Consider the following 14,139-nt stretch of genomic DNA (forward strand, 5'->3'; position numbering starts at 1 on the left):
TCCAGGGCCAAGTCACGCAAAGGCGCGTTTACAATACCCGCAGACCCGCGCCAAGCGCTAGCGATTTGCCAGAATCACGACGGTTTGGCCGTCCCCCCCCTCGGCTGGCGCGCCGGGGGCATAGCGCGCGACATAGGGCGATTGCCGCAGATAGGCGCGAATCGCCTTCTTAAGGGCTCCGCTGCCGTGGCCGTGAATAATCCGCACGGCGCCTTCGCCGCTGAGCATGGCCTCGTCGAGAAACGCGATCACGGCCTCCAGAGCCGCTTCCACGCGAAGCCCCAGCACGTGGAGCGACAGGGTCGCCGCAGGCGTGTCCGCTTGCGGGGCTTCGGGAGAGGATTTTGAGGGGCTTTGAGATTCCGGCGGCGCAGATTTTCTGGCAAGGCGCGAAGGGGATTTCTTGCGCGGGCGCGGCGTCGCAGCATGAAGCGGCGTTAAATCGCTGAGCGGGGCTGTGATCGTCAGTTGTCCCGCCTGAAGAATCGCAGAACCATCGGGTTTAAATGAGAGAATTTCGCCTTCCAGGCCCCATTGCAGGCTTTTTACGCGATCGCCTGTCGAAAACGCAGGCAGCGGCGCATCAGCGGATTCCTGATCCAAGGCCTCGCGCGCCTCATCGAAAAGATCGCGCGCCGCCGCATCCGCCTGTTTGAGCGCCCGGGCGGCCGCGTCGGGGTCGGCGCGCAACTGGCGCTGGACATCTTTGAGTTCGGCTTCCAGTGCGCGTAGTCGGTGCTGCAGGCCGGTTTTATAGGTTTGCAGGGTCTGGCGCTTCTCGTCGCGCGCTTGACGGCGTAAGGCATCGGCCTGGGTGAAGGCCGCTTGGGCATCTTCGCGCGCCACGATGGCGATAGACAGAGCCTCATCGGCCTGACGGTTTTTAAGGGCGAGGGATTCAATCAAGGCGGCGGCGTCGCGTTGCGGGGCGCTGAGAAAGGCGCGGGCCTGGGCGATAACAGCCGCGCTCAAGCCCAGACGCTCAGCGATGGCGATGGCGTTGCTGGCGCCGGGCGCGCCCATCAGCAGGCGATAGGTCGGGCGCAGACGCTCGGCGTCAAATTCCACGCTGGCGTTGACATACCCGTCTCGTTCCCGGGCTTCGACCTTGAGTTCGCCCAGATGGGTCGTCACCGCCGTCAGCGCCCCGGCCTGATGCAGGGCTTCGAGAATGGCGCGGGCCAACGCCGCGCCTTCAGCGGGATCAGTTCCGGCGACAATCTCGTCGATGAGCGCCAGAGCGCCGCACAAGCCATTGGGCCGGGCGGCGGCCGTCTCCAGAAAGCGCGACAGATAGCCCACATGCGCAGAAAACGTCGAGAGATTCTGCGACAGGCTTTGTTGATCGCCAATATCAGCCAGAATCGGGTCGAGCAGCGACATCTGAGAGTCTGCCCCCGCCGGAATAGGCAGTCCGGCCCGCAACATCAGCGAGAGCAGACCCAGCAGTTTGAGAAAAACGGTTTTACCGCCGGTATTAGGCCCGGTAATCACCAGCGTGCGCTCGCCGTCCTGTCCCAACGACGCGTCATTTGCGATAATCAGCGCGGGATCCGGGGCTTGCAGCAACAATAACGGGTGACGCGCGCGTTTGAGAAGAATCATCGGCGGGCCATCGCTGATCAGATGCGGGGCCTCGGCCTGCAACGCCCGCGCCAGACGGGCGGCGGCCAGACGGCGATCGAGCTCGCCCAACAGGTCCAGCCAGTCATCGAGCGCCGCGCGCGCTTCTGCGATTTGCGCAGTGAGCGCGCGGTAGATGCGCGCGATTTCTTCGAGAATGCCTTCTTGTATCTCGCGCAGGGCGTTATTAAGTTCGACCACGGCATGAGGCTCGATGTACAGCGTCGCCCCGCTGGCCGACGCCCCGTGAATCACGCCGGGAAGCGCCGACTTGAAGGAGGCCTGGACCAACAGCGCCGCGCGACCGTCTCGCTCGGTGATCAGGCGCTCTTGCAGCGCGCCGGCCGTGTTCGGATCGCTGAGAAAGCGCTGCAAGCGCTCGTGAATCCGCTCGCGCTGGCGACGTTCTTCGTGCCGCAGGCGGGCCAGTTCAGGGCTGGCGCTGTCGAGCGCGTCGCCTTGCGCATCGATGGCCTGAGATAGGCTGTCAAGCAGGGGTTGCGGAAATTCTATCGACAGCAGGCGGCGCGAAAAGGACGTTTCTTCGAGATTTTTCTCGCGCGCGTCCTCCTGAAAAGCTTTGCGAAAAGCCTTTTGAAAATGGCCCGTCAGCGCGCGGCTCAGGCGCAGGGTCTGCAAAATCTGGCCCAATTCGCGCGCGCCAAGACTGGCCCCGGGAAGCGCGCGGGCCACCGCCGGGCGAATATCGCTGAGCGCTTCGCTGGCAACGGGGGCTTCGCCTGCGCGCTCAATGCATTGTCGCAGCAGCATGACGTCGCGCAGGTGCGCAGCGACCGCCTCCTGATCGGGCAAAAAGGCGACTTCCCGCCAGGAATCGCGCCCATAGGGCGTCCAGCAGTCGGCTTGCAGGCGCGCATCGAGGGCAGGCCACTCCAACATGGCAAGGACGTCTAGCGCAGGCTGGGTAAACAGGCGTGACATGCGCGCTGAACCTCCTCTTGAGACGGCGTCGTCACCAGGGCGCGCGGCGTGACGCGCGGCGCCCATTTTTCCAGATGGGTCATCGGCGTATAGAGACCCACCACCGGTTTTTGAAGCGCCGCGCCCAGATGCAGCGCGCCGGAATCCACGCCGATGACGCCTTCCACACGCTCGATAAGGGCAAGAGTCTGCGCCAGCGTGGTTTGTCCACACCAGTTGCTCAGGCGCGCGCGGGCCGATGGCGCCAAAGCCTCGCGCAGGCGCTCGTAACGCGGGGCGTCGAGAGCCGATCCGCAGGCGTGCAGGCGATAACCGCATGTCTCGATTAACCAGCGCGCGACGTCCTGCGTGAGCGTCAGCGGCCATTCTTTCTGGGCGTTGGAAGAAGTGAGGTGAATCAGCGCATGAGGTCCGTCTTCTGCGCCCTCGCTCGCCCATCGCGCAGCGATAGCCCGGCGGGCGTCGTCTTCAACAAAGGCTTCCAGTCGACCGTCATCGACAGACAAGCCGGCGGCTTGCAGCGCGTCCAGAAAGCAATCCGCCTCATGGCGATCGCGTCGGTACGGCACAGCGCGGGTCAGCAGCCAGCGCCGGGCCTCGGTGTCAAAGCCGATACGCGTCGGAATTCCCGCCAAGGCCGCCAGCAGCGCCGAAGAAAACGATCGTTTCAGGACAAAGGCGACATCGTAGCGACGGGACTTTAACAGGCGCACGTAATGCCAGAACGACTGCGGCGGACGATTGTCGGGGGATTCATAGGCGCGCTGACGGCTTGTGTCGTACAGCAGGCGTTCATCGAGATAGGGGCAGGCGGACAGCGCCTCTGCAGAACCCGGCGCCAGCAACGCGTCGATGCGCGCCTGGGGGCACTGGCGCCGTAAGTTGCGCAAGAAGGGAACGGTTAAAATCGTGTCGCCAATAAAGCGATAGCGCATCACCAGAATGCGCAGCGGGGCGTCAAGAGCAAAATCGGGAGGGGACACGCAAGCGAACCGTTAGAGGGGCAGATTCAAAGAAAAATCCAGCGGCGGCACGATCGCGCGGAGACGGACGACCGCCGTTCGCGCGGCCAGCGGCCCGCTCAGCAAGGGCTTGAGCTTCACGGCGTCTTTTTCCGTGGTCGCCAGCCATTCGCCTTCGACCCGCGACGCGGCCAGGGCGGCGACGTCCGTTTCATCATACGCGTGATGATCCGCAAAACAAAGCGTTTGCCTCGGCCTCAAGCCCAGTTGCGCCAGCGTGCGCTCAAACGACGCCGGATGCGCAATGCCGCACAGCGCTCGCGTCGGCGCATCCGCCAGCGCTTCTGCGGTCAGCGGCGCGTCATCGCTGAGGCGAAACAGGCCCAGCGGCTCGAAGGGAACTCGAATTATCGGGGGCGCAGGAATGCCCGCCTCGCGCAGCAGGGCGCGCAGGCGCGATTCGCTGTCATCGCACGGGGTTTTGGTGAGCCAGAGGGCGTCGGCGCGGCGCAGCGCGCTCAGAGGTTCCCGTAAGGGACCGACCGGCAGGAGAGCCCCGTTGCCGAACAGGCGCTCGGCGTCAATCAGCGCAATATTGACGTCTCGGGCGAGGCGGCGATACTGAAAGCCGTCATCCAGCAGCAGAATATCGGGGTGATAGTCTTCGACGGCGCGCCGGGCGTTATCGGCGCGATGACGACCGACAATCACCGGGATGTCGGGCAGCAGGCATTGCAGCCAATACGCTTCGTCTCCGTGATCGGGCGATTGCGGGCGTCCATACGCCAGCGGCTGGCGCGCGCCGTAGCCTCGGGTGAGAATCACGACGCGTTTGCCCATGGCCTGCCAGCGCTCGGCCAGGGCCAGCGTCACCGGGGTTTTACCCGTGCCGCCGGTGGTGAGGTTACCGATGCTGACAACATGGGCGGCAGCTTGCGTTACGGCCAGCCAGTTCTGGTCATAGAGCCAGTTTCGCGAGGCGACGACGGCGGCGTAGGGCCACGATGCAGCGCGCGCCAGCCCTCGCGCGCCGGACAGCGCGTTGGGGGAATCGTGAAAGCGGGCGATTCGCTGTTTCAAAGCAATCCTCTTTGGGTCTGATCCTCTATTATGTCGAAAACCAGTCGAAAAGCGGCAGAATAACGTGCGGGGAAGTGGGCGAAAGAGCGGGAAATTTGCGATTGCGACGCTTGGGTGTTCAAAAGACGCCCCCTTTGGCGCCGTCTTTCTACCCCTTTTGAACACCCCGTTTGGCTCTCTCTGAAGGCACTTCAGCCCTTTTTCGACAGGGTTTGGCTCCTTAGATGATGATGACTTCTTTTAAATAACGGGTTTTGGATCTTTCTTCTGGGGAGGGTTGGGGGCTTATGTCGGGGGATCGTTCCATGTATCGCCTTTGTCGGTCAATCGAAAGAGGAATGAAAGCCCATCATCGCCCGTCTTCTAAGAATCTGCTTAACTACCCTTCGCATCTAATTCTAAAGAAATTCTTATGGGTTGGGGAGAGGGGGCAATCGTGCTCTTTTGGTTGTTTTTATTTTTATGCAAGGTGTTTTGAAGGTCGTTGCGTCAGAGTTTGATAGGAAGCGTGATTGTCCCGAGAGAGGATGCGACCGCATAGCCGAAAGGCCTCAACGGTTTAGAGCGGAAGATGGAGAGAAGAGACACATGAATAATTCGAGAGTGACTGGTAATAGCCCCGATTGGCATTCGTATAAACTGAAAAAAGAGGCAAAGTCTCACAAAGCGGCCGCCAATCCTGCGCCCGCAGCCGCTGCGCCAAAATCGGCCTCTGCAGCGCCTCAATCCCAGTCGACGACAGCTTCGTCGCAAGGCTGGAAGAAAAATTTAGACGCCGTGTTTGAGCCGTCTACTTCGGATAGTCCGGCTGGCTGGGGCGCGTCTCTTTCGTCCAGAGAAGCCACTCATGCCAACACTCAGGCCATTAAGGACGCGACAAAGCTTCCGGATGATGCGTCCAGCGAAGCTGCCCCTGCCCCTGCGAGCGCTGCCAGCGCGACGACACAACAGGCGGCTGCCCCGGCTTCTAAAACGCCTAATTTCGATCTCGGTTATTCGGGGAGCATGGTTCCGCCGAACCAGATCTATGGCCCGGAAAATGATCCGCATACCATCGACACGACTAAATATGGCCCTTACACCTACGGCGAGGCGGAGCAAGCCGAGGCGAAGGCGAATGAATTAAATACCCCCGATGACCAAAAAATCCAGTCTGTGTCGGCAAGCGCGCTGGCAAGCGGTCTTGAGAAGTTATCTGAGAAACGGTATTTAGATGATCATAGCAGTTTGACCCGCGAAGAAATTCAACTGGAACTTCAGGAAGACAGAGCGTCTGCCAAAGGCGATAAACTGCTCACCGCCGATGAACGTAAAGCCCTTCGCATGGCCGCGCAAGTGGCCGGCAATAAATTAACCGTTGATTGGGTGACGCCTTCGCGGTCTAGTCAATCGACCACATTTGTCGATGCGCACGCCGCTAAAAACGCCGCCAAGCTCGATGGCGACGACAGCACCGTGACGCGCGAGGAGCTTCAGGCGACCCTTTACAAACGGCCAAAATCTGCGTCGCTTGAAGAATCCAGGAAAGCCATTCAGGATGCGGGCGGCGTCCCGGCTGCCACGACCTATAATCGCGCTAAAAAGGTTCGGTAATTTCCATTTAAACAATAACAGGACAGGGCCTCGCACAGCATCGGGGCCCTGTTGCTTTGAAAGGGGGGCTTTTTGGACAGTTTTTAGGAGGTCTCAGGGCTTGCCGTTACAAAGCGCCCCCACGCCTTGCCCCAGAGCTGTCGCATGACCTATGATACCCGTAGTCTTCATCTGAATGACTATAGGAGTCGGCTCACTATGAAATTTACCGTACAGCGGGATCTCTTTCAGCAGGCCATCGCCGCCGCCCAGCGCGCCACCTCTTCGAGGCCCATTCAGCCGATTCTGGCGCATGTGCTGCTTCAGTCGCAGGGCGACAACCAGCTGAAATTGTCGGCGACGGACCTCGATTTTGCGCTGGAAACGACGGTGGAGGCCGAGGTCAGCGAGCCCGGACAAACCACGCTGTCGGCGCGCAAGTTGGCCGATATCATGGCCAAGCTGCCGCCGGGCGTCGCCGTGTCGTTTCAGGTGGATGAAAGCGCGCAAACGGCGCGGATTCGCTGCGGATCCAGCTCGTTTGAACTGCGGACCCTGCCCGCCGCCGATTTCCCCGAGCTGAAACCCATTGATCAGGAGCAGTATCTCGAAGTGGATGGCCGCGCGCTGATTCGCGCCATCAACCAGACGGCTTTCGCCGCTGCCAGCTATGAGTCCAATAACGTGCTGGGCGGCGTCTTCTTTCGACTCACGGCGCAATCGCTTGAAATGGCCGCCACCGATGGCTCGCGGCTGGCGCGATCCATTGAAGCGCTGAGCGCGCCGCCCGCCTTGGGCGAGAGCGCCAGCGTCAGCGCGATTATTCCGGTAAAGGCGCTTCAGGAGTTCGTCAAGCTGGCGGGCGGCTCGCTGGAGGCCGATGAGAAAGTACGGCTGGCCATCAGTCAGGGGCAAATTTCGCTGCGAACGCCGCATCTGTACGTGCTGTCGCGCCTGCTCGACGGTCAGTACCCGCAATACGGCCAACTGATTCCTCAGGAAAATAAAATCGTGGCGCTGGCCAATCGCCAGGCCTTTATCGCCTCGCTGGAGCGCGCCGCCGTCATGGCCAACGAGCGCACCAATGTCGTCAAACTCACCTTCGAAGGCGATCATTTGAGCCTTGCGGCCAACACGCCGGATGTGGGCGACGCCAGCGACGCGATGAATGTGACGTTTGAAAACGACGAGCCGCTGATCATCGCCTTCAACTACAAGTTTTTGCTGGATGCGCTCAAGGTGATTGAATCCGACGACGTGCGGATGGAAACCAATGGCGCGCTGGCCCCGACAGTGTTTAAATCGCGCGACCGCGATGATTACCTGTGTCTGGTGATGCCGGTTCAGGTGAAATAATCCCGCTGGCGGGCGCAGGACGCATTGATGAAACTCCATGGGCTGACGGCTCGACGTTTTCGTAATATTACGGATCAGACGCTGCGCTTTTCGCCGGGCGTGAACCTGATTCTGGGTGAGAATGGACAAGGCAAGACCAATCTGCTGGAAGCCATTTACCTGCTCTCGTATACGCGATCGCCGCGAACCCGGCAAGAGCGCGAGCTGTTGATGGCGGGCTCGCAGGAAGCCATGCTCAGCGCCACGGTGATGACGCGCGGCGGCGCGGGCTGCGAACTGGGCGCGCGACTTTCGCTCAGCGAAAATAATGACGCCTCTCGCCTTAAAACCTCCTTCTTGCTGAATGCCTCGCCGGTTCGCACGCGCTCGGCGCTGCTGGGCCATGCGCCGACAGTCTCGTTTTTTAATACCGACCTGCTGCTGCTGCGCGGCGCGCCGGACTATCGCCGTCAGTGGCTGGATGCGGCCATTGTCCAGTACGACAAGCGCCATTTTACGCATCTGGCCGACTATCAGCGCGTGCGTCAGCAAAAGGCCCGCCTGCTGAAAACCGCGCTTGAAACCGGCATGAGTGGCGACGCGCGCGCCCAGCTTGCCATCTGGAACGACCAATTGGCGCAGACCGGCGGACGGGTCAATGCCCTGCGCGCCGACTATTTGAAGCGATTGGGCGCGCGCGCGTCCTTGACCTACGCCGACTTGTCGGCGGGGCGCGAAACGTTGACGATGCAATACCGCTGCCATGCGCTGGCCGATGCGCCAACCGCCTGCGCGGATTTGTCCGATCCGGCGGATGAGACGGCGTGGGCGCAGATTCTTGCCGAGGCGCTCACGCGGCGCGAGCCGGAAGAGTGGCGTCGCGCGGCCTGTCTGGTGGGCCCGCATCGCGATGACGTGGATTTTGCGCTCGATGGGCTCGATGCGTGCGCTTACGGCAGTCAGGGACAGCAACGCACGGTCGCGCTGGCGCTGAAACTTTCTGAACTGGCGCTATTGTCTGAGCGTCTGGGAGACTGGCCGGCGCTGCTGCTGGATGATGTCATGGCCGAACTCGATCCCAAGCGTCAAAGCGAGTTAATCGACCGACTCGATCCCGGTATTCAGGTGTTTTTGACGACGACGCATCTGGAAGGGCGCTTAAAAGAGGCGGTCGGGCGCTTGATGCGCGCCTCAGACGCTACGGCGGCCGCTTTTGAGGCGCGCGGCGGCGCGTATTGCGAGCGGGCCTTGGCGCCGGTCTCATTGGCCCCGCTGTCAGAAGAGGCGCTGGTGAGTGGCCTCTGAGTTTTCCGACGAGAAGCGGGCGGGACGGGGCGCCAGGCGGGCGAAATCTCCCCGGATTCAGACGCGGCGCGCTGCATCGGAGTTGACGTCCCTGGCCAACGTCTTGCCTCAGGTGGGAGAATCGCTGGGGCTGGAGCGAAAAGCCGCAGAACTGGCCATGCTGGCCTTGTGGCGCGAACTGACGCCGCCGCCTTATCGCGATCGCAGCCGGGCTTTGAAAATTATTCGTCAGGGAGAGGCGCAGGTCTTGCAAGTGGGCGTCGAAGACGGGGCGACGGCGGGGGACCTGTCGTTTCAACTGGAGGCGATTCGCGCGCGTTTGAACGCGTTTTCGGCGCAGACGGGCGTGACGATCGATCGGATTCAGTTAATGACGCGCTAGAGCGTAAGCGGGCGAGACGCCTCATGGCGGGACCCGGTACGCGATTCAAACGTGCGGGTCAATCGGGCGGTGCTTGCCCAGTTGATGCCGCCCATGATCGTTCCCAACCAGGCGATGGCGCTTAGCGGCGCGCCCGCCAGACCGATTCCCAGTAAGGCGGAGGCCGCCAGCGTCCCCACCGGCGTCATGACGCCCATGGTCCAGGCGCGGGCCTGGCGACGGCGAAACGCCTCAAAGCGGTTGGTGAGCAGCATGCGCAGCGGGTTGTAAAAGCCTGTACGCAGCTCCGTTTCCAGAAAGCGATTCATCACGGCGATGATCAGCGTCGGCGGGGTTAAATTTAGCGCCATGCCGGCTGTCATGATGACCGCATAGCCGATGGTACAGGCTTTAATGCCAACGCGCGCCACCAGTCGATTGACGATAAAAAGCTGGACGACTAGCGAAATCATCAGCGAAAGGGTCAGATACCAGCCCAGGAATCCGCCCATGTCGTTTTCATTGGTGAAATGCGTCTGAAAAAACCGGCTGTACTGGTAATTCAACAGCCATCGACACAGGATAAACGTGATGGAACTTGCGCTCATCCATTGCAACATGGACGACCCGCGCAGGAATTGCCAGAAATCGCGAAGACCGCCGCCGGGCGCATCGCGCTGAATCACGTCGCCGCGCAACGGCAGACGGCGCTGCATCAGTTCAAGCGCTGCGATGCAAATCAGGGCCAGCGCGGCATAGGCCAGCACAAAATCCAGCATGCTGAAAACCCCGGCAAGCGCGCCCAGCAGCGCCCCGCCCAACGCCCCGCCCAGACGGCCGCCCGCGTAAATGGCTGGCAGGACGCGATCCAGCTCGCTTCGGGTGAAGTAATCCTGCAAATACGAGCCGAAGTGCATCAGCGCCATGGTGAAAGAGATTTCGCGGCTGACAAAGAGCAGGCCGTAACACCACGTGGGCGGATGCGTCATCCAGTGCAGGGCGCCCCATGCGCCGAGAAACGAGGCCATACTCAGCGTTAAAATCGCCTGAAACAGCCGTGTTGAGGAGAAGCGGCGCGCCAGCGTCATATACAGGGCCATCAGCGCCATATTGAGCAGCGCCGTGACGGCGTAATACCCCGGCAAGGCGGCGGCCCCTACCCGATGCACAAACATGGACAGCGATACGGCGTCGCCCAGCGCCAACATGGCGAACATTGCCGTATAAAGCGAAAAAAACGGGGTCAGCCGCTTTAAATCGCCGCTTTGAAGGTAGAAGAGGTTAATCGCCATGGGGGCAGAGGCTCAATTTTTCGAAGAGCGTAATCAATATAACGCGTTAAAAATCCGCAAATTTCATACAAATGCTCAGAAGAGAGAGCTAACAAGTCTAATGTTTCATAGTTTGATAAAGGGAGAATATAATCGAGCCCTGTTTTATTGGTAATTTTTTTGGTGATAGCGACGTTGTTCATTAACATCAGACGATCAATTTTTTCAGAATCGTATCGCATAGACGATATCTTAACAATAGAAGGAATGGCGTGAATTCTATCCCCATCTCGAAACGCAAAAAATCGGAGTTCATATTTATGACCATGAAAAATACTACCGGGAAAATCGATGACAGGAGAATCAATAAATTCACATACGGCGTATGGAAATACATGTTCTCCAACCCCATAATATCGTTGGCAAGATTCAATTGATAGATCAATTTTTTGAATAATCGATTGCTCGGATTCAGGGCTAATAAAGAAATCAATCCCTCTTCCTAAACCACTCGCATGGGGTTTTATCACGACAGAACGATTTTCTTGACGCGCTTTTAAAACAGACTTTATCAAGTCATTACGATCTTTACAGCTTTCTGTGAAAGAGGACACTCCCAAGTGTGGAAACGATTGCGAAGATAAAAGCTGATTGAAAATATCAAGAGCAGCAGCTTTGTCAGTAGTGATTGGAAAAATATGATTAATAAAATTTGGTAATTTTTTATCCCAGTTTTTTATAAATTTATGATATAAAATATCACAAAATTGATCGTGAATGCTCCCGTTTACAGTGCGATTCAATAATTTTAAACTGCCTTCTTCGAATCGAAGATAGGGGATAAAATCCTTGAGGAATCCTAATACAATTGTAGGTTTTTCGTTCGTAAATTTCCCTTCTTTGGTTAAATTCTGAAGAGGTATTATTTGCGCCTCTCCATATTTTTCTTTAAATCCTTCTTTCAAAGCCTGAGCGAATAAAATTCGTTCATGAAGAAGTTGCGTGGTGCCGGATGTTTTGAGTTCCTGAGTCCCTGAGAAGGGCGCTAAAAATAAAGCAGGCTCATTAGAATTAAGGTTTTTTGTGATGTTCTTCATTTCTGACAAGAGAGTCTCTATCACAAATGTTGGATTATTAGAAATTCCTGCCATTCCTGTGCCATTCATTTCAATAGGTGAAAATGAAATAGCTCCATTTTTTTTCTGGATTAAAAAATCCATGGATCCAAAATGGAATCGTTTGGCGTATTTACTTTCAAGCTTGATACTGGTTTTGTCAATTATTGAATGGATTAATTCAAGATTTTGTCGCTTTCTCACGGCTTCACGGTTTTCCAGGCGTCCGCCCAATAAAGGGGAAACTTCGATGAGCGTGGATAACGAAATATCCATTAAAGGGGTAGACGACATGATGTAATAGGGTCCTCTTGCGTCATCAATTGCAGTAAACGGGTGGAAAATTGACAGAGATCCAGAACCGATTGCGGCGGTAAGCCTAATAATGCCAGCGTCTGCGCATTGGCCAGCGGTAAGGCGAATTGCAACGGCGATTCGTCGGCGCTGGTTTTGGCGGCGGCGATATTATTGAGCAGGGAGAAGCGATCAGGACGTTGCGCATCATAGGCCGCAGAGGCGATTTTAGCAATGGAGGGCGCTGCGTAAAACGTCTGGCCGCTGCGCCAGATAAAAATACGAAGTTCAAATTTATGGCCTTCAAACGGACTTGCGTGACCGGCGACGGATCCCGGTTGAATGACGGCAGCGTCAATAAACTCAAAAACCCCGTACGGAAAACACGTGGTCTGCGGACCATAAATATTCTGGCAGGCGGCGATTGAGGCCTGTACTCTTTGAGTGACATCCTGAGGAGAAGTTTTCGACAGAAAAAATTCAATGCCTCTGCCCAAAGCGCTGGCGCGGGGTTTAATGACGACGCGCCGCCCGCTTTCAAGCGCTTCTGAAATGCACTGAATTAAGCTCTCTTCTGAATCGCAGGCGCGCGCCCACAGCGGCCCGCTGAGAAATGGCGACGGACGCGCTGAAATAAATTGATTATACCAATCAAAAAATAACGTCTTATCAGACGACGCCTGAAAAATCCGGTTAATGGGTTCGTATGACAGGCAATTGCGAAACGACGCCGGGGCCTGCTGAAATAAAATATCGCAGAACTGATCATGCGTCATGGCGTCGAGCCGTCGCTGATTTAAATCGAGACGATCCGGCTGCGCAGCGATCAACGGCAGTAAGTCGTGAATATACCCCAATACCACTGTGGGCGTTTCAGGCGATTTCCAGCCTTCGCTAAGCAGTTCGGCGGACGTCACGATGCGCCCGGCGCACGATTGATTGAGAAATCCCTGTTTGACCGCTTGCGCATAGAGTATGCGCTCGTGCAGGGCCTTAATAGGCGTTTTTGCGTTGCCGCCCCTTGAAAAAGGAATCATCATTAAGGGCGCGCTTTTTTGAGATAAGCGCTCGCCCAGACGGGTGAATTCGTCTGTGATGGCGTTCAGCGCAAAAAACGGCAGGCTGGAGGCGCCAATGACGGCGCTGCCGTTCATTTCAATCGGATAAAAAACGGGCGCGTTGGGTTCGCCGCCGACTAAATAATCGATGGATCCCAGATAAAATCGTTGCGCCTGCTCAGGGCTTGCGGCGGGCGCGGCGCTCAGCGTCATGGCTTCTCGAATAAAATCGTGATTTTGACGGCGGCGAATGGGGCTGCGGTCTTCTAAAGCGCCTGCGAATAGTGGAGACGTTTCAATGAGCGTCTCCAGAGAAAACGAGGGCGCCGGGGCGTCGTCATCTTCTCTGGAGGCGCTCGCAGGGGGAAAGCAGGTCATGGCGGCAGGTCGATCGGCAGATTTAGACGGGTGCGTCTTCTCGTTATAGGGCGCGGCGAGCCAAAAGACAAGAGAAATACCGCCGATCCGCGCGCCTCTTTCGCGTCAGACGTCCTCGGGATATACTGAGAGGGCCTTCAAACGATGCTCAAAAAGAGGGGCGCCCATGCTGGCTCTGTCTCGTCCCAAACTCTGGATATATGGCTTGCTGGCGCTGATTGTCGCCGGCGGGGCGGCCTCGCTGTGGGTGGCGCGCGTTCAGGTGAAGCAGGCGAATCAGTCGATCCAGAAAACAACGGCGGCCTCTCAGAGCGAAATCATTGGCGAGAACGTGACGTTTACCATTACCGAGGCGGATCGTAAAAAATGGGATCTGCTGGTGCAGCGCGCTCGCTATTTTAAAGACCGCAGCGGCGCCAAGCTGCAAGGCGTCAGCGGCACGTTTTACGATGCGCAAGGCAAACCCGTTGCGCGCTTTCAGTCGCCGGCTGGCGAAACGCTCAATGCAGGCAAACGCGTGCGATTGACGGGCGGCGTGCAGGTCAAGTCGATCGATCAGGCCGATAATACGCTGATTTCCGATACCCTGACCTGGCCTGCGTCCGATGGCGCCGTTGAAGCCCAGGGCCGCGTGCGGGTGACAATGGCGGGCGGAACGACGTCCACGGCGCAGCGGTGCCACTTTTCGCTCGATTTTTCGCGGATGACCCTTCAGGGAGACGTCCGCTCGGCAGTGGAAATCTGAGCGGCGACGGCTGCTGAGGGGCCGATTCTATGCTTAAATAGAAGGGAAGGGCGGGTTGGGCCTTTCTTGCGGTCATGTTGAACCGGTCGCTTTTTTAG

11 protein-coding genes are annotated in these 14,139 nt (G+C 58.1%); 5 read left to right on the forward strand and 6 right to left on the reverse strand.

Features of this window, described 5'->3' with window-relative positions; translation table 11 throughout:
- Window positions 1-57: 57 nt before the first annotated feature.
- Genes IPK79_04785 through lpxK form a run of 3 tightly spaced genes read right to left on the reverse strand, consistent with a single transcriptional unit; the run spans window position 58 to window position 4,607 of the window.
- Window positions 58-2,565: a Smr/MutS family protein gene (locus IPK79_04785; GenBank protein ID MBK8189746.1), complete on the reverse strand. Its 2,508-nt coding sequence runs from the start codon at window positions 2,563-2,565 to the stop codon at window positions 58-60.
- Entirely contained in the window at window positions 2,535-3,548 is a 1,014-nt protein-coding gene (locus tag IPK79_04790) for a glycosyltransferase family 9 protein (GenBank protein ID MBK8189747.1), read from the reverse strand. The genes IPK79_04785 and IPK79_04790 overlap by 31 nt, the downstream gene beginning before the upstream one ends.
- Before the next feature lie 12 nt (window positions 3,549-3,560).
- On the reverse strand, window positions 3,561-4,607 hold the full coding sequence (gene lpxK, locus IPK79_04795) for a tetraacyldisaccharide 4'-kinase (GenBank protein MBK8189748.1): 1,047 nt from the start codon (window positions 4,605-4,607) through the stop codon (window positions 3,561-3,563).
- A 588-nt stretch (window positions 4,608-5,195) separates the two neighbouring features.
- On the opposite strand from lpxK, the gene IPK79_04800 reads away from it, so the two are divergent.
- The 4 genes from IPK79_04800 to IPK79_04815 all read left to right on the forward strand — a co-directional run bounded on the left by IPK79_04800 (window position 5,196) and on the right by IPK79_04815 (window position 9,201).
- Entirely contained in the window at window positions 5,196-6,200 is a 1,005-nt protein-coding gene (locus IPK79_04800; protein MBK8189749.1) for a hypothetical protein, read from the forward strand.
- 198 nt (window positions 6,201-6,398) lie between these two features.
- Window positions 6,399-7,535: a DNA polymerase III subunit beta gene (dnaN, locus tag IPK79_04805; protein MBK8189750.1), complete on the forward strand. Its 1,137-nt coding sequence runs from the start codon at window positions 6,399-6,401 to the stop codon at window positions 7,533-7,535.
- A 27-nt stretch (window positions 7,536-7,562) separates the two neighbouring features.
- Complete coding sequence (recF, locus tag IPK79_04810; GenBank protein MBK8189751.1) at window positions 7,563-8,819, forward strand: DNA replication/repair protein RecF; 1,257 nt, start codon at window positions 7,563-7,565, stop codon at window positions 8,817-8,819.
- Window positions 8,809-9,201, forward strand: coding sequence for a DUF721 domain-containing protein (locus tag IPK79_04815; protein MBK8189752.1), 393 nt, complete (start codon window positions 8,809-8,811; stop codon window positions 9,199-9,201). The genes recF and IPK79_04815 overlap by 11 nt, the downstream gene beginning before the upstream one ends.
- Here IPK79_04815 and IPK79_04820 read toward each other — a convergent pair.
- The 3 genes from IPK79_04820 to IPK79_04830 are packed head-to-tail and all read right to left on the reverse strand — an operon-like array spanning window position 9,198 to window position 13,296.
- Window positions 9,198-10,472 carry a hypothetical protein gene (locus IPK79_04820; GenBank protein MBK8189753.1) on the reverse strand — a complete coding sequence of 425 codons (1,275 nt, stop codon included), beginning with the start codon at window positions 10,470-10,472 and terminating at the stop codon, window positions 9,198-9,200. The two genes, IPK79_04815 and IPK79_04820, sit on opposite strands and share 4 nt — an antisense overlap.
- Entirely contained in the window at window positions 10,433-11,860 is a 1,428-nt protein-coding gene (locus tag IPK79_04825; protein MBK8189754.1) for a hypothetical protein, read from the reverse strand. Before IPK79_04825 ends, IPK79_04820 begins: the two co-directional genes overlap by 40 nt.
- A complete protein-coding gene (locus IPK79_04830; protein MBK8189755.1) occupies window positions 11,842-13,296 on the reverse strand; it encodes a hypothetical protein in 1,455 nt (484 codons plus the stop codon). The genes IPK79_04825 and IPK79_04830 overlap by 19 nt, the downstream gene beginning before the upstream one ends.
- Before the next feature lie 166 nt (window positions 13,297-13,462).
- On the opposite strand from IPK79_04830, the gene lptC reads away from it, so the two are divergent.
- The gene (gene lptC, locus IPK79_04835) at window positions 13,463-14,041 is read left to right on the forward strand and encodes an LPS export ABC transporter periplasmic protein LptC (GenBank protein MBK8189756.1); all 579 of its coding nucleotides are present in this window, start codon (window positions 13,463-13,465) and stop codon (window positions 14,039-14,041) included.
- Window positions 14,042-14,139 lie beyond the last annotated feature (98 nt).

Source organism: Vampirovibrionales bacterium (genome assembly GCA_016712355.1).
GTDB lineage: Bacteria > Cyanobacteriota > Vampirovibrionia > Vampirovibrionales > Vampirovibrionaceae > JADJRF01.